This window comes from Sphingobium sp. RAC03, from assembly GCF_001713415.1.
In the GTDB taxonomy this organism is placed as follows: domain Bacteria; phylum Pseudomonadota; class Alphaproteobacteria; order Sphingomonadales; family Sphingomonadaceae; genus Sphingobium.
Window position 1 is genome coordinate 2,113,389 of record NZ_CP016456.1, and the last position, 17,567, is coordinate 2,130,955.

17 protein-coding genes are annotated in these 17,567 nt (G+C 63.3%); 3 read left to right on the plus strand and 14 right to left on the minus strand.

The window, feature by feature from the left end; genetic code table 11:
* Positions 1-139 precede the first annotated feature (139 nt).
* The 3 genes from BSY17_RS14755 to BSY17_RS14765 form a co-directional block, all read right to left on the minus strand.
* The gene (locus tag BSY17_RS14755; RefSeq protein WP_037477482.1) at positions 140-328 is read right to left on the minus strand and encodes a YezD family protein; all 189 of its coding nucleotides are present in this window, start codon (positions 326-328) and stop codon (positions 140-142) included.
* 92 nt (positions 329-420) lie between these two features.
* The gene (locus BSY17_RS14760; RefSeq protein ID WP_069066057.1) at positions 421-1,086 is read right to left on the minus strand and encodes an RBBP9/YdeN family alpha/beta hydrolase; all 666 of its coding nucleotides are present in this window, start codon (positions 1,084-1,086) and stop codon (positions 421-423) included.
* A 178-nt stretch (positions 1,087-1,264) separates the two neighbouring features.
* Entirely contained in the window at positions 1,265-1,630 is a 366-nt protein-coding gene (locus BSY17_RS14765) for a PRC-barrel domain-containing protein (RefSeq protein WP_069066058.1), read from the minus strand.
* 87 nt (positions 1,631-1,717) lie between these two features.
* Here BSY17_RS14765 and BSY17_RS14770 point away from each other — a divergent pair, with 87 nt between their 5' ends.
* Positions 1,718-2,149 carry an OsmC family protein gene (locus BSY17_RS14770; protein ID WP_069066059.1) on the plus strand — a complete coding sequence of 144 codons (432 nt, stop codon included), beginning with the start codon at positions 1,718-1,720 and terminating at the stop codon, positions 2,147-2,149.
* Here the strand turns inward: BSY17_RS14770 and BSY17_RS14775 are convergent.
* The 9 genes from BSY17_RS14775 to BSY17_RS14815 form a co-directional block, all read right to left on the minus strand.
* Positions 2,121-2,960 carry a DMT family transporter gene (locus BSY17_RS14775; RefSeq protein WP_069067003.1) on the minus strand — a complete coding sequence of 280 codons (840 nt, stop codon included), beginning with the start codon at positions 2,958-2,960 and terminating at the stop codon, positions 2,121-2,123. The genes BSY17_RS14770 and BSY17_RS14775 overlap by 29 nt on opposite strands.
* A 133-nt stretch (positions 2,961-3,093) precedes the next feature.
* Positions 3,094-3,906 (minus strand): class I SAM-dependent methyltransferase, encoded by an 813-nt coding sequence (locus BSY17_RS14780; protein ID WP_069066060.1) that lies wholly within the window; start codon positions 3,904-3,906, stop codon positions 3,094-3,096.
* A 95-nt stretch (positions 3,907-4,001) separates the two neighbouring features.
* Positions 4,002-5,525 (minus strand): CpaF family protein, encoded by a 1,524-nt coding sequence (locus BSY17_RS14785; RefSeq protein WP_069066061.1) that lies wholly within the window; start codon positions 5,523-5,525, stop codon positions 4,002-4,004.
* Between the two features lie 206 nt (positions 5,526-5,731).
* Entirely contained in the window at positions 5,732-5,986 is a 255-nt protein-coding gene (locus tag BSY17_RS14790) for an ATP synthase F1 subunit epsilon (RefSeq protein ID WP_069066062.1), read from the minus strand.
* A gap of 178 nt (positions 5,987-6,164) precedes the next feature.
* A complete protein-coding gene (gene atpD / locus BSY17_RS14795) occupies positions 6,165-7,610 on the minus strand; it encodes a F0F1 ATP synthase subunit beta (RefSeq protein ID WP_037477467.1) in 1,446 nt (481 codons plus the stop codon).
* Between the two features lie 24 nt (positions 7,611-7,634).
* A complete protein-coding gene (locus BSY17_RS14800; RefSeq protein WP_037477465.1) occupies positions 7,635-8,519 on the minus strand; it encodes a F0F1 ATP synthase subunit gamma in 885 nt (294 codons plus the stop codon).
* A 146-nt stretch (positions 8,520-8,665) separates the two neighbouring features.
* Entirely contained in the window at positions 8,666-10,195 is a 1,530-nt protein-coding gene (gene atpA / locus BSY17_RS14805) for a F0F1 ATP synthase subunit alpha (RefSeq protein ID WP_069066063.1), read from the minus strand.
* Positions 10,196-10,197: 2 nt separating this feature from the next.
* Positions 10,198-10,752 carry a F0F1 ATP synthase subunit delta gene (locus BSY17_RS14810; protein WP_069067004.1) on the minus strand — a complete coding sequence of 185 codons (555 nt, stop codon included), beginning with the start codon at positions 10,750-10,752 and terminating at the stop codon, positions 10,198-10,200.
* A gap of 199 nt (positions 10,753-10,951) precedes the next feature.
* The gene (locus tag BSY17_RS14815; RefSeq protein WP_069066064.1) at positions 10,952-12,499 is read right to left on the minus strand and encodes a S1C family serine protease; all 1,548 of its coding nucleotides are present in this window, start codon (positions 12,497-12,499) and stop codon (positions 10,952-10,954) included.
* Positions 12,500-12,609: 110 nt separating this feature from the next.
* Here BSY17_RS14815 and ada point away from each other — a divergent pair, with 110 nt between their 5' ends.
* Both ada and BSY17_RS14825 read left to right on the plus strand, forming a co-directional pair.
* The gene (gene ada / locus BSY17_RS14820) at positions 12,610-13,662 is read left to right on the plus strand and encodes a bifunctional DNA-binding transcriptional regulator/O6-methylguanine-DNA methyltransferase Ada (protein ID WP_069067005.1); all 1,053 of its coding nucleotides are present in this window, start codon (positions 12,610-12,612) and stop codon (positions 13,660-13,662) included.
* 70 nt (positions 13,663-13,732) lie between these two features.
* Positions 13,733-15,244: a hypothetical protein gene (locus BSY17_RS14825; protein WP_069066065.1), complete on the plus strand. Its 1,512-nt coding sequence runs from the start codon at positions 13,733-13,735 to the stop codon at positions 15,242-15,244.
* On the opposite strand, the gene BSY17_RS20990 is transcribed toward BSY17_RS14825, so the two are convergent.
* Both BSY17_RS20990 and BSY17_RS14830 read right to left on the minus strand, forming a co-directional pair.
* Positions 15,159-15,368 carry a DUF1289 domain-containing protein gene (locus tag BSY17_RS20990; protein WP_083217132.1) on the minus strand — a complete coding sequence of 70 codons (210 nt, stop codon included), beginning with the start codon at positions 15,366-15,368 and terminating at the stop codon, positions 15,159-15,161. The genes BSY17_RS14825 and BSY17_RS20990 overlap by 86 nt on opposite strands.
* Positions 15,368-17,536, minus strand: a complete 2,169-nt coding sequence (locus BSY17_RS14830; protein ID WP_069066066.1) for a primosomal protein N' — start codon at positions 17,534-17,536, stop codon at positions 15,368-15,370. Before BSY17_RS14830 ends, BSY17_RS20990 begins: the two co-directional genes overlap by 1 nt.
* Between the last annotated feature and the right edge of the window lie 31 nt (positions 17,537-17,567).

The window sequence follows — 17,567 nt, forward strand, 5'->3', positions numbered from 1 at the left end:
GGTGGATGTGTGATCGCGGCGATTCCGGTGGTCCGGTCATGGCCGAGTAGGTCGGGCTTCAAGGCCCCAATGATGCGCCGGTGTTAAAGGCTGCGACGGCGCGCGGCCCGAACCGGCAAGATGTTGCCCCATCCTGTTGTCAGGCGGTGAGGCGGGTCTTTTCCGTCACGTCGATCTGCACCACGCGGGCGTCATGCACCGTCAGCGTGATCGAGCCGAAGCGCAGTTCCTGCAAAGCATCGCGTATCTTTTCGATGCTCGCGGCGATGTCGATGCGCGGCGTATCGGCATGGGTGTGTCGCAATTCGATCGGTCTTTGGTCCGTCATATATACCTCCTGCCCCTCCTTTATCTCAACGTTATAAGTAGACAAATAATGAAAATTAGGGTGGCGTCAACGTCAGCTTCTCGCCTGCAGGATTAGCGGTACGCATGCGCCGCCCCGTGGGTCGCCGCCCGGATGCGATGCGTGGTCGGTAAAGCCCGGTGGGTGGGCAGCGGCCGAACGCGCGCATTGTCGATCAATCGGTCCAGCAAGCCCTGTCCGAACGCCCAGTCGCCCAGTCCCGATTCCGCGTTGATATGCCCGCAATGCCCGGCATCGACGAACGCGCTGCCCCAATATTTGCCGATGCTATGGGCGCGCTCGAAGAAAATATAGGGATCATCGCGGCTCGCCACCAGGATGGAGGGGAAGGGCAGCGGTGATTGGGGTGTCGGGCCAAAGCCACCGATCGTATCAGGCGTTTCCACCCGTTCGCAATCGGGCGGCGCGACGAGCAATGCGCCAATCACCGGCCAGCCATAGGCCTGGCTTTGTAACGCCCCCCACCAGCCTACAGTAATGCAGCCCAGGCTGTGGGCGGCCAGCACGACCGGCCCGTCAATCTCACGGATCGCCGCGTCCAGGCGGGTAACCCAGGCATTGCGGTTGGGACTGGCCCAACGACCCAGATCAACCTGTCGGCAATCGCCCCGGCTTTCCTCCCACCGGGTTTGCCAATGGTCAGGTCCGCTATTGTTCAGGCCTGGGACCAAAAGCACCACCGGCTGTTGAGCGCCATTTGAATATCCGAATCGGTTCATGACTCACTCCTCTTGCTTCCGCCCCTGCAATAACTCTATCTATGAGATAGACAAATGACAAGCGGCAGGGAGTGGCGGTTTTTCGATGGTCGGAATAGGGATGAAAGCGACCACCATAGAAAAAGGCGCACGCGATCCGTTGATCGCGCGCGCCTGGGGATAGGCGGTAAGGGGGCTGTTACCAGGGGTAGATCAGCCCATAATATTGATAGACGTTGCGACCATAGCCGTCGTCATAATTGGGGCGCTGCTCGTCGGCATAGCGGGGGGCATCCTCCAGCAGTTGCTTGTCCAGTTCAACGACATAGCCGCCCTGTTCCACGTCATAGTCCAGCATCGACCAGGGCAGGGGGTAATGGTCCTCGCCCATGCCGAGGAACCCGCCGAACGACAGCACGGCATAGCGCACCTGTCCGCTCAGCTTATCGACCATGAAATTGGAAATCTTGCCGAGTTTCTCGCCTTGTTTGTTGAAGACCGTGGTGCCTTCGACCCGGTCCGATGCGATCAGGTCGCCGCGATTGTGCATAGCCAGTTCGGCCATCGTCACTCTCCTCACATAATGTCGCTATACTAATGCAACCATGCGGGCGGGCTGGGGTTCCATGGCTGACACAAGAGGAGTGACACGATGAAGATCAATCGCAACGGTTCGGCGGCTTGGAGTGGCGGCCTGAAGGACGGCAAGGGCAGCATCTCCACCCAGAGCGGGGCGCTCGACGCCTATCCCTATGGCTTTGCCACGCGCTTTGAAGGTGTGCCGGGCAGCAACCCTGAAGAACTGATCGCCGCCGCCCATGCCTCCTGCTTCACCATGGCGCTGTCGCTGATCCTGGGCGAGGCCGGGCTGACGTCGGACAAGATGGAAACCAATGCCGTCGTGACGCTGGAAAAGCAGGATGACGGCTTTGCCGTGACGGCCAGCCATCTGACGCTCAAGGCGACCATTCCCGGCACCGACGATGCGACGTTCCAGGAGCTGGCGGGCAAGGCCAAGGCGAATTGTCCGATCTCCAAATTGTTGAAGGCGGATATCAGTCTTGATGCGGAACTGCTGAACTGACGATCGATTGCCTGGCGCGACGATGTTCGCGCCAGGCAATATAAAGCCCGCTGGCGATGATCAGGCTCGCGCCGATCCAGGTGGTGAGCATCGGCCAATCCTCGCCGATCGCGACGCCCAGCAACGTGGTCCAGATGATCGCGCTATAATCCATCGGCAGCACCACCGACACCGGCCCCCATCGCAGCGATGCGGTGAGGCACAACTGCGCGATCCCGCCGACACAGCCGATCAGCAGCAGCAGCCCCCATGTCAGCGGATCATGGCTCTGCGCAAAGAAGGGCATGGCAATGCCCAGCGGGATCATCGACAGCGTGGTGAACCAGAATACGACCACGCCAGCATTTTCCGTCCGGCCCAGCGCGCGCAGCACCAGGCTGACGCTGGCGGTCACGATCGCGGCCACGATCGCGACCGCGACGCCCTGCATCGGAAAATGCCCCGCTTCGGGCCGGATCATCACCAGCACGCCAACAAAGCCGATCAGCACTGCACTCCAGCGATGCACGCCCGTAGCTTCGCGCAAGATCAGCGCCGACAGGATGGTGCCGAAAATCGGCATGGTGAAGCCGATCGTTGCCGCCTCGGCGGGCAACAGCAGGATATAGGACAGGAAATTGAGCAGCATGCCGGTCATGCCCAGCAGCATCCGGCTGGCATGCACGCCGATCCGCCGTGTCCGCACCGCGCCCAGTCCGCCGGACATGGAAAGCCAGGCGATCACGAAGGGCAGGGCAAGCGCCTGCCGGTAAAAGAGCGATTCGACGATATGCACGCCGCGCTGGTCGACGATCCGCACCGTCACGAACATCGCCGACAGGCAGATCACCGCGGTCAGGCGTAGGCCGATGGCCAGGAGCGGGCGATGGGGGCGGGCGGCAAGGGTCACGCCCCCGCCTTAGCCCGGTCGCGCGATGACGCAACCGGGCTTGGTCAGGAAAGGCTTATGCCGCAGGCTTGCGGAATTTGAGCGTCATCCGGTCACTCTCGCCAATAGCGAGATATTTGTCGCGATCGACCTCCTTCTGGCTGAGGCCAGGCGGCAATGTCCACACGCCCTTGGCCCAATCGGTCGTATCCTTGGGGTTGGCATTCACTTCCGACGCCTCGACAAATTCAAAGCCTGCCTCCTGCGCAATCCGCTTGATGGTCGAGACTTTGAGATAGCCGCTGCTCTTTTCCAGCGCGCTGTCGCGATCTTCGGGCAGGCGATGATCGACCACGCCCAGCGTGCCGCCGGGCTTGAGCATCGCGAAGAAGGCCTTGAAGGTTGCCGCTTCGCTGCCTGCCATGACCATATTATGGACGTTGCGGAAGGTCAGCACCGTATCCACGCTCCCCGCCGGGATCGTGCCGGCTGCATCGGGATGGGCAACCAGCGTCACCTTGTCATAGACTGTCGGCTTGGCGGCCAGGAACGTCTTGTAGCCGTCCAGATAACGGCCGCTGGGCTGGAGCGCATAGAAACGCCCCTTGTCGCGCAGAAGTGGCGCGAGGATTTCGGAATACCAGCCACCGCTGGGGCTATATTCCACCACCGTCTGGGTCGGCGTGACGCCGAAGAAAGCCAGCGTCTCGGCCGGATGGCGATATTTGTCGCGCGCGACATTGGCCGGGGTACGGCTGGGCGCGGCGACGGCAGCCGCGATCGGGTCGGCAGCCTGATGCGCGGCATGATCGGCATGCTGGGCAGCCAGCGGCAGGAGGGGAAGGCAAAGGGCGGTTGCAACGAGTGCGGTACGGGCGAGACGGTTCATCGGGGATCCTCTCTTATAGGGAGAGGCTGATGTGCCGTCCGCCCGTGCCAAGCGCAAGGGGAATGGAAGGGAAAACCCCTCCCGATCATCATAACTTACAGACAGGCTTCCAGAAACGGCTGGTCGAAGCCGAACATCCGCGCCTTGTCGAGCGTATAGGGACGCAGGCCCATCGACCGATATTCGCCGACGATCTTCCCGCTGTCATCCTCGTCATGATATTCGAACTTGAACAATTCCTGGGTGACGATCACGTCGCCCTCCATACCGATGACTTCGGTGACGTTGGTGATGCGGCGCGACCCGTCGCGCAAGCGCTTCACCTGGATGATCAGGTCGACCGAGTCGGCAATCTGCTTGGAAATCGCTTCCTTGGGGATTTTGATGTCCCCCATCAGGATCATATTTTCCATACGGCCCAGGCACTCGCGCGGGCTGTTGGCGTGAAGCGTACACATGGAGCCGTCATGGCCGGTGTTCATCGCGGCGAGCAGATCGAAACATTCCGCGCCACGAATTTCGCCCAGGATGATACGGTCCGGCCGCATACGCAGCGCGTTCTTGACGAGATCGCCGATGGTGATGGCGCCATTGCCTTCCAGATTGGCCGGGCGGGTTTCGAGCGGCAGCCAGTGCGGCTGTTGCAGGCGCAATTCCGCCGCATCCTCGATCGTCAGCACGCGCTCGCCCGGATCGATCATTTTCGACAGCGCGTTGAGCATCGTCGTCTTGCCCGAACCGGTGCCGCCCGAAATAACGATGTTGAACCGGCAGGCACCGGCAATCTTGAGCGCGGTCGCCATTTTGGGGCTCATCGCACCCCAATTGGCCAGCATGTCGAGCGTGATCGGCTTGGCGGAAAATTTACGGATCGAGATCGCCGTGCCCTTGAGGCTTAACGGCGGGACGATCACGTTGACGCGACTGCCATCGGGCAGGCGGGCGTCGGCCAGCGGCGTGGTCTGATCGACGCGGCGGCCGACCTTGTTGACGATCCGCTGCGCGATCTGGAACAAATGCTCCTCATCGCGGAACTTGATCGGGGCGATGACCAGCTTGCCTTTCTTTTCGATATAGGTCTGGTCCGGTCCGTTCACCATGATGTCGGTGATGTCCGGGTCGTTCAGCAATTCTTCGAGCGGGCCAAGGCCCAGCAATTCATCGACCAGCACCTTTTCCAGCGCGAATTGTTCGCGCCGGTTGAGGGTGAGCTTGAGTTCGGCCAGCACCTCCAGGATGATCGGGCGGAATTCCTCCGCCAGCTCATCCTTGGTCAGCGTCGCCGCGGCTTCGGGGTCGACACGTTCCAGCAGGCGGGGCAGCACCTGCTCCTTGATCTTGTGGACGCTCGCCTCGAACCCTTGCGGCCCGGCGTCGGGCAGATGCTCGGCATTGGCGCGATCGGACAGGCGCATCATCGCATCGGCGTTGCGCTGCATCTGGCTGGTCGGGGCCGACAGCGGGTCGAAACTCTCGCCCGGCAGCGACGCTATGTCGAGCGGTGGGAACTGGTCGCCGCCGCGCGGCTCCTCCTTCGCGCTGCCACCGTGCATCGGTCGGGCGACGCCAAAGCCGGGCTTGATCGCGGCAGGTCCATTTTTCCGTCCAAAGGCGCTCATATATCTCCGCCAGCAATTCGCGACCGTCGCCGGCCTGATGGTGTCGGATAAGGTGAATAGATTGGAAACTTTGACAAATGGCTAATGGCGCATTGGCCAATCGGTGCCCGCCCTTGGTGGCGGACATCGGGTGCCAATAAAAAGGGGCGCCGACAGCGCCCCTCCTCATGTGGCTGGCCCATGCCCGCCGATCTCTCGCTGAAGGATCAACCGGCCTTTTCGGCCAGCACCGTCAGGCCCTTTTCATTGACCTCGGCAAAGCCGCCCTGGACCGGAATAATCTCCGGCGGGGCCCCTGCCGACGCATAGATCTGGATGCTGCCGTCGCGCACGGTCGACATGAAAGGCGCATGGCCCTCCAGCACGCCGAAGTCGCCATCGGTGCCCGGCACCACGACCTGCCACACGTCCGCCGCACGAACGAGCTTTTCGGGGGTCACGAGTTCAAAATGCAGTGCCATGTTTTCGATCCTCTTGCCCTCTCCCGCCTTAGCGGGAGAGGCTACGAAGACTTGGCAGCTTGCTGCCTAGTCAAAGTCGGTGAGGGTCTTCCTGTCTTTCCGCTCATTGCCAGAAAGAGAGAAAGACCCTCACCCAACCCTCTCCCGCGAAGGCGGGAGAGGGCTAGATAGGTTCTGCTTATGCCGCTTCGGCCGCCAGCTTCTTGGCCTTCTCGACCGCTTCGTCGATGCCGCCGACCATGTAGAAGGCGTTTTCGGGCAGATGGTCATATTCGCCATCGACCACGGCCTTGAACGACTTCACCGTGTCTTCGATCTGCACGAACTTGCCGCTGATGCCGGTGAAGACTTCGGCGACGTGGAAGGGCTGCGAAAGGAACTTCTGGATCTTGCGCGCGCGGGCGACGGTCAGCTTATCCTCTTCGGACAGCTCATCCATGCCCAGAATGGCGATGATGTCCTGCAGCGACTTATACTTCTGCAGGATCGACTGGACCGCGCGGGCGGTGTCGTAATGTTCCTGGCCCACGGTACGGGCGGTCAGCATGCGGCTGGTCGAATCGAGCGGATCGACCGCCGGATAGATGCCCAGTTCCGAAATCGCGCGGTTGAGGTTCGTGGTCGCATCAAGATGCGCGAACGAGGTGGCCGGCGCCGGATCGGTAAGATCGTCCGCAGGAACGTACACGGCCTGGATCGAGGTGATCGAACCCTTATTGGTCGAGGTGATGCGCTCCTGCAACTGGCCCATGTCGGTCGCCAGCGTCGGCTGATAGCCCACGGCCGACGGGATACGGCCGAGCAGAGCGGACACTTCCGCGCCTGCCTGGGTGAAGCGGAAGATGTTGTCGACGAAGAACAGCACGTCCTGATTTTCGACGTCGCGGAAATATTCAGCGATGGTCAGGCCCGACAGGGCAACGCGGGCACGCGCGCCTGGAGGCTCGTTCATCTGGCCATAGACCAGTGCAACCTTAGAGCCTTCGGAAATGGCGTTGCCATCGGCGTCCTTGGCGATGACGCCTGCATCGAGGAATTCATGGTAGAGATCGTTGCCCTCACGGGTCCGCTCACCCACGCCTGCGAAGACCGACGTGCCGCCATGGCCCTTGGCGATGTTGTTGATCAGTTCCTGAATGAGAACCGTCTTGCCCACGCCCGCCCCGCCGAACAGGCCGATCTTGCCGCCCTTGGCATAAGGGGCGAGAAGGTCGATGACCTTGATGCCGGTAACCAGGATCGAGCTTTCGGTCGACTGATCGACGAAATCGGGGGCCTTGGCATGGATGGGCGAGCGCATCTCGGTCTGCACCGGGCCGCGTTCGTCGATCGGCTCGCCAACGACGTTGAGGATGCGGCCAAGCGTGGCCGGACCGACGGGAACGCTGATCTGCGCGCCGGTGTCGGTGACTTCCTGGCCGCGGGTCAGGCCCTCGGTCGAGTCCATCGCGATGGTGCGGACGGTGTTTTCGCCCAGATGCTGGGCGACTTCGAGCACCAGCCGCTGTCCGTTATTGCTGGTTTCCAGCGCCGAGAGGATGAACGGGAGCGCATCGGGGAAGGTCACGTCGACGACGGCGCCGATGACCTGCGAAATGCGGCCTACATTGTTGGTGGTTGCCATGACTGCTTCCTTGCGTGCGTGTACTTAGAGGGCTTCCGCGCCCGAGATGATTTCGACCAGTTCAGTGGTGATCGCGGCCTGGCGGCTGCGGTTATACTGGATGGTCAGCTTGTTGATCAGATCGCCGGCGTTGCGCGTGGCGTTGTCCATCGCATTCATCGACGCGCCCTGTTCGGAGGCGTTGTTTTCCAGCAGCGCCTTGAACAGCTGGATCGCGATATTGCGCGGCAGCAGGTCGTCCAGGATCGCTTCCTCGCTCGGCTCATATTCCACCGTCGCGCCGATGGCGTTGCGGTCGGCATCGGCCGGGATCTTGACGGGGATGATCTGCTGCTCGGTCGGAATCTGCGACAGGGCCGACTTGAAGCGCGAATAGAAGAGGTGCGCCATGTCGAACTTGCCGTCCAGATACATGGTGGTCAGCTCGTTCGCGATCGCCTGCGCCTGATCGTAACCGGGCTGCTTGGCACCGGTTGTATCGAACTGCGCGACGATGGCACCGGGATAAAGGCGGTTGATCACCGGACGACCCTTGCGGCCGATCAGGTAGAATTTCACCGTCTTGCCCTGCTCGATCAGCGCATCCGCCTTGACCCGTGCGGCCTTGACGATGTTCGCGTTGAACGCGCCTGCCAGGCCACGGTCGGAGTTGGCGACGACCAGCAGATGCACTTCGTCCTTGCCAGTGCCCGCCAGTAGCGGCGACGCGCCTTCGCCCGAACCGCCCGCAATTTTCGACGCGAGGCTGGCGACCACGGCTTCCAGACGGCTGCTATAGGGACGCGCGGCCTCCGCTGCGGCCTGCGCCTTGCGCAGCTTCGCGGCGGCGACCATCTGCTTCGCCTTGGTGATCTTCTGGGTCGATTTGACCGACCCGATCCGGATCTTCAGTTCTTTGAGGCTAGCCATCTCAATCCCGTGTTTCCCTCCCCCTTGAGGGGGAGGCAAGTGAAACTTGGCGGCTTGCCGCCTAGTTGAACTAGGAGAGGGTGGTCCGCCCCATCGGCGTTGCACACCCTCACCCAACCCTCTCCCTCAAGGGAGAGGGGTTTTAGTTATGCGAACGTCTTGCCGAAGCTGTCGAGCGCGGCCTTGAGCTTGCTCTTGGCTTCGTCGCCCAGATCCTTGGTGTCGCGGATCATGCCCAGCACGTCGGCATGGTCATGGCGCAGATAGCCGAGCATCATCTCTTCATAGCGGTTCACGTCGCTGACGGCGATCCCGTCGAGATAGCCGTTGGTGCCAGCGAAGATCGACGCGGTCTGCTCTTCAAACGGCAGGGGCGAGAATTGCGCCTGCTTGAGCAGCTCGGTCAGGCGCGCGCCGCGGTTCAACAGCTTCTGCGTCGACGCGTCGAGGTCCGAACCGAACTGGGCGAAGGCCGCCATTTCGCGATATTGCGCCAGCTCCAGCTTGATCGAGCCGGACACTTTCTTCATCGCCTTGGTCTGCGCGGCGGAACCGACGCGCGACACCGACAGGCCGACGTTGATGGCCGGGCGGATACCCTGGTAGAAGAGGTTGGTTTCAAGGAAGATCTGGCCGTCCGTGATCGAAATCACGTTGGTCGGAATATAGGCCGACACGTCGCCCGCCTGGGTTTCGATGATCGGCAGAGCGGTCAGCGAACCCGACCCATTGTCGCTGTTCATCTTGGCCGCGCGCTCCAGCAAGCGGCTGTGCAGATAGAAAACGTCGCCGGGATAGGCTTCGCGGCCCGGAGGACGACGCAGCAGCAGCGACATCTGGCGATAGGCGACGGCCTGCTTGGACAGATCGTCATAAACGATGACGGCGTGCATGCCATTGTCGCGGAAATATTCGCCCATGGTCACGCCGGTATAGGGCGCGAGATACTGGAGCGGAGCAGGCTCGGAAGCGGTCGCAGCGACGACGATCGAATATTCCATCGCGCCATTTTCTTCGAGCTGCTTGACGATCTGCGCGACGGTCGAGCGCTTCTGGCCGATCGCGACATAGATGCAGTAGAGCTTCTTGCTCTCGTCATCGCCCGCATTCGCGGTCTTCTGATTGATGAAGGTATCGATCGCGACGGCGGTCTTGCCGGTCTGGCGATCGCCGATGATCAGTTCGCGCTGGCCACGGCCGACGGGGACGAGCGTGTCGATGGCTTTCAGGCCGGTCTGCACAGGCTCATGGACCGAGGTGCGCGGGATGATGCCGGGCGCCTTGCGCTCGACGCGCATACGCTGGTCGGACACGATCGGACCCTTGCCGTCGATCGGATTGCCCAGGCCGTCCACGACGCGACCCAGCAGGCCCTTGCCGACGGGCACGTCGACGATGGTGCCGGTGCGCTTGACGGTGTCGCCTTCCTTGATCTCGCTGTCGGACCCGAAGATCACGACACCGACATTGTCGGCTTCCAGGTTCAGCGCCATGCCCTGAATCCCGTTGGCGAATTCGACCATCTCGCCCGCCTGGACGTTGTCGAGGCCATGGACGCGGGCGATGCCGTCACCCACGGTCAGAACGGAACCGACTTCGCTGACCTGCGCTTCGGTGCCGAAATTGGCGATCTGGTCCTTGATGACCTTCGAAATTTCTGCGGCGTTGATATCCATGTTCAGCCTTTCATCGCCATAGCGAGACTATTCAAACGGGTACGAATGGAGCTGTCGATCATCTGGCTGCCGATCTTGACGACCAGCCCGCCCAGGATCGCGGGGTCGACCTTGGCATCGACGGCAACGGTGCGGCCGACGCGGGCGCGCAGATTTTGTGCCAGCGCGGCGATCTGCTGCGCGTCGAGCGGATGCGCGCTCGTCACTTCAGCGCGGGCCTCGCCCTTGTGATTCGACAGCAGCGTTTCATAGGTGCGGATGACCGCGCCCAATTGGCTGAGGCGACGGTTCTGCGCGAGCACGCCCAGAAATTTTGTCGTCAGCGGATCGATGCCCATGGCGGATGCCACGGCCGCGATCGTCTTGCCCGATGCGTCCCGGCTCAGCACGGGGCTGTTGATAAGGCCCTTGAAATCAGGGGATTGGGCGATAGCCGCCTTCAACCCGGACAGGCTTTGCGCCACCGTGTCGAGCGCGTTCGCGTCGCGAGCCAGATCGAACAGCGCCACCGCGTAGCGGCCGCTGAGGCTGGCCTGTATGCCGCCATTAGTCTCCACGCGCTTGCCGTCCTCCATTGACTTACTGGCAGGTGATTTGCCGGTCATGCAAAAAGAGAGGGGAGCAGTTACGCCCGTCCCCCTTGTTGTCGGGCCGGTTAGCAGCGCGATTATGACTATGCAAGTCATGGTGCGCGATTCCATCATTAGTCGGAAGGGCGCGCCATTTGCCTGAGTTTTTATCGCCCGCGCGAATCGGCTATTGCGTCGCTTCGGCCGGGGCAAGCCGTCCCTTCTGGCAATGATAGACGATCCGCTCATTGGGCTGGGCGAGCAGCAGCGTGGCCAGGTCCGATTGCAGCGTAGCGATGCGCGCCAGGGCTTCTGGGTCACTGCCGCAACCGGGGAAAGGCTTGTCGCCCAGCAGTGCGCGCGCCTTGGCCATGCTATCCATGTCGGGCAGCCAGCGCTGGACGCGCAGGGTGCCACTGACCGGATCGAACGCGCTAATGGTCACGAAATTGCCCTGCGCAGGGATGCTCGCGCGCTGCCATTTGGTCCCACTCGCGACATATTGCGTGTCGCCATCGACGCAGCCACCCTCGGCCCAGTTGAACCCGATATCATTGGGCTGCGACACGGTCAGGCGGCTGCGCTGCAGGTCGACCCGGCAGATATTATCCCCGGCCCAGGCATAGGCACCATTGCCGGTGATGCTTTTGTCCTGCGGCAGGGCCGTGCGTTCTTCGATCGTGTCGAAACTCGGCTTGAACACGAACAGGGCCAGCGCGGCGAACAGCAACGCCCCGCCGCCGCCAATGCCCCATATGGCGGGCTTTTCCTTGTCCTGGCTGTAGAATAGCCCGCCTGCGCCCAACCCCAAGACCGCCAGCGCCAGCAGCACCGCCGCGCCCGCCATGGCGTTTTCGCGCGCGGTGATGACATCGCGCACGGCGGCATCGCGCGCGCGCATCAGCGCCTGGTCGCGCGCATCGGCGCTGGCCCGGTTCTTCTGCTCGCTTGCCTGCGATTCGCGCTGGGTGATGGAGGCTTCGGCGGCGTCCGCCTCCGCCATCGACCGGCACGGGACGACGGTGCGCAACGACGCGACGCCCGCCTGCCGCAGGAAGGAGGCGATCTCGCGCCACGACACGGCAAAGCCGAATTCGGCGTCGTTGCCGTCCGAAATCGAGCCGAAACTATTGACCCCCAGCACCCGGCCGCAATCGTCCACCAGCGGCCCGCCGCTATTGCCCGCAGCCAGCGGCGCGGTGTGCAGCACCGTCTCGAAACTCTGGCTTGCGCGCCCCGCCGACACATTGCCGCTGGTCTTCACCGTCGCCAGCGGCTCGACCAATTGCTTGAGGCCGAGGCCCTGCGCACGGTCCACCGTGCCGGGATAGCCGATCGCGGTGACATGCTGCCCGTCCGATATCGCCCCAGCGTAAAAGGTGCTGACCGGCAGGCTGCCTTCCTCCAGCTGGATGAGGGCCAGGTCGTTGCCCGGCGAAAAGGCGATGATGCGCCCGCCATAGGTCTTGGTGCCCTCGGACGGGATCACGCCGATGACCAGATTCTTTTCCTCGCGCGCCAGTTCGACGACATGGGCGTTGGTCAATATCTTGTCGGGCGCGACCGCCAGGCCGCTGCCATGGCCGACGAAATAGGCTTCGCTGCCATCGGTCGCGACCAGCACCACCCGCACCACCCCGCGCGCCGCTGCAGCGATATCCTGCTGTTCGGCATGGGACGTTGCTGGCGCAAAAAGCGCGATCAGCAGGGCGAAGCGGCGGAGGATGGCGATCATGAGCGGGCATACATATTGGATGGCGGGCGCGGCGCAATCGGGAAATGCCGCAATGGTTTGAAAGCAAGGCGCGGGAAGCATGGCCAAGCGCCCGCGTCTATTCCATAGCCATGATCCTGATGACCAGCCTTGCCGACCCTATGCCCGACGACGCGACCTGCTGGGCCGCTTTCCGGGCGCGCGACCGCACCATGGACGACCGCTTCGTCGGCTGCGTCGTTACCACCGGCATTTATTGCAAACCGAGCTGCGCTGCCCGCCATCCCAAACGCGAAAATATGCGCTTCCTGCCAGACCCCGCAGCGGCGCGCGCAGCGGGGTTCCGCGCTTGCCTGCGTTGTCGCCCGGACGAGGTGGGCCGCGACCGAATCGCCGTCGCGGCGGCGCGCGCGCTGATTGAGGCAGCGGAGGGGGCCCCCCGGTTGGAGGCGATCGCCGCCCATGTCGGCTATGCCCCGCATCATTTCCACCGCCTGTTCAAGCGCGAGACGGGCCTAACCCCCGCCGCCTATGCCCGCGCCTTGCGCGCCGACCGATTGAAGGCCGCGCTCGACTCGCTCGGCAGCGTGACGAGCGCCATCTATGCGGCGGGCTATAATGCGCCCAGCCGCGCCTATGCCGACGCCGATCGCCATCTCGGCATGACGCCCAGCGCCTGGAAGGATGGCGGGCGCGGCGCTCTGATCCGCTGGCGCACGATCGACAGTAGTTTGGGGCCGCTCTTGGTCGCGGCGACGGCGCGGGGCTTGTGTCGTATCAGCTTCGGCGAGGGCGAGCCGGAACTGCGTGCCCGCTTCCCCAACGCCGATCTCCAGCCTGCCGACGGGGCGCTTGACCAATTGGCGCAGGCCGTTGTGGCGCTGGTGGATCGTCCGGGCGAAACGCCCGATCTGCCGATCGACGTCTGCGGCACGGCCTTCCAACAGGCCGTCTGGGCCGCGCTGCGCGCCATCCCGCCAGGCGAAACGCGCAGCTACAGCGAAGTCGCGGCCGCGATCGGTCGCCCGCAAGCGGTGCGCGCGGCGGGCAGCGCCTGTGGCGACAATGTTCTGGCAGTCCTCATCCCCTGCCACCGCGTCCTGCGCCGTGACGGCACGCTGGGCGGCTATGCCTGGGGGCTGGACCGCAAACGGGCGCTACTCGCCCGCGAAAAGGGCGAGTAGCGGGCCGATTGTATCTTTCCTTCGTGCCATCGCTCGGCCACTTTGAAGGCTGGGCTATATGGGGAATAGGATGCGATTCTGGTTGAAGGCGCTGGCGGCGCTGATGCTCGCGCTGCCCGGCGTCGCACATGCGACCTGGTGGCAGGCAAAGACCGACCATTTCACCGTCTACAGCGAGGGCAAGGACGAAACGCTGCGCGGCTTTGCCGAACGGCTGGAGAAGTTCGATTTCCTCCTGCGCCGGCTCTATGGCGTCACGGATCGGCAACAGGGCAGTCCGGTCAAAGTTTACCTCTTGTCCAGCGACCGCAAGGTGCAGGATCTGGCGGGCAACCGCAATCTCAAGGGCTTTTACACCACGTCGGAACGGAACGCCTACGCCTTCCTCTCACGAGAAACGAAGAATGGTCGGTTCGGTATTGGGGCAGAGGAAATACTGTTCCACGAATATGCCCATCATTTCATGCTGCACTATTTTCCAGCCGCCTATCCCGCCTGGTTCGTCGAGGGGTTCGCCGAATTTTTCTCCGTCGTGAAGTTCCCCAAAAACGGATCGATCGAGTTCGGTCATATCCCGATGGCACGGGTACCGGGCCTCGTGCTGGGCCAGCCCTATCCGTTGACCCAACTGCTGGCGCGCGAAACCAAAGGACTGAACCTGCGAGACGGCGATCGCTTTTATGGCACCGCCTGGCTGCTGACCCATTTCTATTTTCAGCACGCCTCCAACCGGAAGGCGGAGATCAACCGCTACCTGACAGAGATCGCCAAGGGCACGACGGACGGCGACGTGGCGGACTATTTTGAGGGCGGGCTGGAAGGTCTCGAAAAAGACCTCAAAGCCTATATGCGGAAAAAGCAATTCATCAGCGTACTCACGCCCAAGGATATGGCGATCGGAGCGATTACCGTGACTGCCGTTGATCCGGCGCAGGCGGCTTTGGTCGAAGATGAGCTGCGCTTGACCCACCGCCCCAAGACGGAAGACCTGCCCGGCATTGTCGCGGCGATCCGCACCATTGCTGACCAATATCCCGGCGACGCCTATGCGCAGGCGTTGCTCGCGGAAGCGGAATGGAAGGCGGATCAGGCAGACGCGGCGCTTGCCGCCGCTGACCGCGCCATCGCAAGCAACCCTCAATCCGCGCGCGCCCAAGCTGTTCGCGCAGAAGTGTTGCTGGAACGCGCCAATGACAGCGACAAGGCGGACGACTGGAAGGCTGCGCTGACGGCGATCGTGCGCGCCAACCGTGCTGATACCGAAGACCCGGTGCCGCTCGCGCTCTTCTATCGCTATCATGCCATGCGGGGCGGCAAGATGCCTGACCTTGGCTATGACGGTCTCTACAAGGCGTTCAGCCTGCTACCGCAAAACCCCGGCTATCGCTTCAATTTTGCCCAGGCGATGGCTTTTAGGGGTGACTATGCCAGCGCCTCTATTCTGCTCGACCCGATCGCTTATTCACCGCATGAGTCAGGGATGCGCGAAAACGCGCTCAGGATGAAGGCTCAGTTCGACGCGCAGGCGGCGAAAATGCCGAAGGGCGCGGCGAAGGCGCAAAGTCCCGCACCCGCATCATAACGGCGGCGCGTTGCGCGTCGGTCAGGCTGCGCCAATGGACGATCTCGTCGATCGTCCGGCCGCAACCGGTGCAGGTCGCGCGCGCCGCATCCAGCGCACAGAGGTTGCGGCAGGGCGTTTCCATCACATGAAGCTATAGGGATCGACGTCCACCGCCACCCGCGTCCCTGATTTCCACACGATCTGGCTTAGCCACTCACGGATCGCGGACTGGATATCCACCTGCCGCGTGGCGTGGATCAGCAGGCGGTGCCGATGCCGCCCGCGCAATACCGAAAGCGGGGCGGGGGCCGGGCCATAGACCCGCATCCCGTCAATCACCGGCGCGGATTTGCCGATCAGCCGGGCGACCTGCGCGGCTTCATCGGCATCCTCGCTCGAAATGATGATCGCGGCGAAGCGGCCGAAGGGCGGGGCGTTGGCCCGCCGCCGATGCTCGGTTTCCACCGCATAGAATCGCTCGGTATCGCCATCGATCAACGCCTGGATGACTTCGCTGCTTGGCATCCGGGTCTGGATGAACACCCGCCCAGGCTTGGCGCCACGCCCCGCGCGCCCGGCGACCTGAACGATCTGCTGGAAGGTCCGCTCGGCCGCGCGCAGATCGCCGCCCTCCAGCCCCAGATCGGCGTCGATCACCCCCACCAGCGTCAGGTTGGGGAAATGATAGCCCTTGGTGACCAACTGCGTGCCGACGATGATGTCGATGTCGCCCGCCTCCACCGACTTGACGAAATCGGCCGCTTTTGCGGGCGAAAACAGCGTGTCGGACGTGGCGATCGCAATCCGGGCCAGCGGCCACAGCGCCTTCACCTCGTCCGCGATCCGCTCGACCCCCGGCCCGCAGGCGACCAGGCTGTCCTCTTCCTTGCAGTCCGGGCAGAAACGCGGCGCGGGCACGACATGGCCGCAATGATGGCAGGCCAGCCGATGCGACAGCCGATGCTCCACCATCCAGGCGGTGCAATTGGGGCATTGGAAGCGGTAGCCGCAATGCCGGCACAGCGTCAGCGGCGCATAGCCACGCCGGTTGAGGAAGAGCAGGCTTTGCTCGCCCTTTGCCATCGTCTCGTCGATCGCCTTGACCAGAGGCGGCGCGATCCAGCGCCCGCGTTCGGGCGGGTCGGTCAGCAGGTTGACGCCCTCGATATGCGGCATCTCTGCCCCGCCATAGCGCGACGGCAATTTGATCTCGGCATAGCGGCCCAGTTCCACCTGATGCCGGGTTTCGATCGCGGGGGTGGCGGACGCCAGGATGACCGGGAATTTCTCGATAAGGCCGCGCATCACCGCCACGTCGCGCGCATGATAATGGACGCCATCCTCTTGCTTGAAGCTGGCCTCATGCGCCTCATCGACGACGATGAGGCCTAGATTGGGATAGGGCAGGAACAGCGCCGACCGCGCCCCCACCACCACCTGCGCTTCGCCCGCCGCAATGGCGCGCCACGCCCGCCGCCGCTCGGTCTGGCGCAGCCCGCTATGCCAGTTGACCGGCACCGTGCCGAACCGCTTTTCGAATCGCTCCAGAAACGGCTCGGTCAGCGCGATTTCGGGCAGCAGCACCAGCACCTGCCGCCCCGCGCGCATGGCCGCTGCGATCGCCTCGAAATAGACCTCGGTCTTGCCCGATCCGGTAACGCCGTCGAGCAGGAAGGGTGCAAAATCCTGCGCCCGCACCGCATCGGCCATGGTGGTCGCCGCCGCCATCTGCGCGTCCGACAAGGCAGGGGGCGCATGATCAGGGTCGGGCAGGGGGAAGGGCGTATCGACGCTCAACTCGACCGGCTCGAACACATCCTGCTTGATGAGGCCACGGATCACCGCGTCGCTGACCCCGCCGATCATCGCCAGTTCGCGCACCAGCCCCTGTCGCTCGCCGATCCGCTCCAGCGCCTGCGCGCGCTGCTCGGTCATCCGTTCGGGCACCGCGCCGGTCGCCTTATATTCGATGACCGTGCGCGTCCCCTCCAGCGCCGCCATCGACGCCAGCGCCATCCGCAGCACGGCGGCGGGCGGGCTTAAATAATAATCCGCCGTCCATTCGATCAGGCGGCGCAGAGGCGCGGGCAGGGGCGGCGCATCGACCAGTTCGAGCAAATTGCGCAGCCGGTTGTCGCCCACACTCTCCACATCGGGGAAACTATCTTCCTCCCACACCACGCCTACCAATTGGCGCGGCCCCAGCGGCGCGACGACGATGCTGCCGGGTTTCACGTTCATCCCGTGCGGCACGCGATAGTCGAGCGGCCCCAGGGCGGCATTGAGCAGGAGGACACGGGCGCGGGACATGCGACCGTCCTTAGCCCGTCCGGCCCGCCAC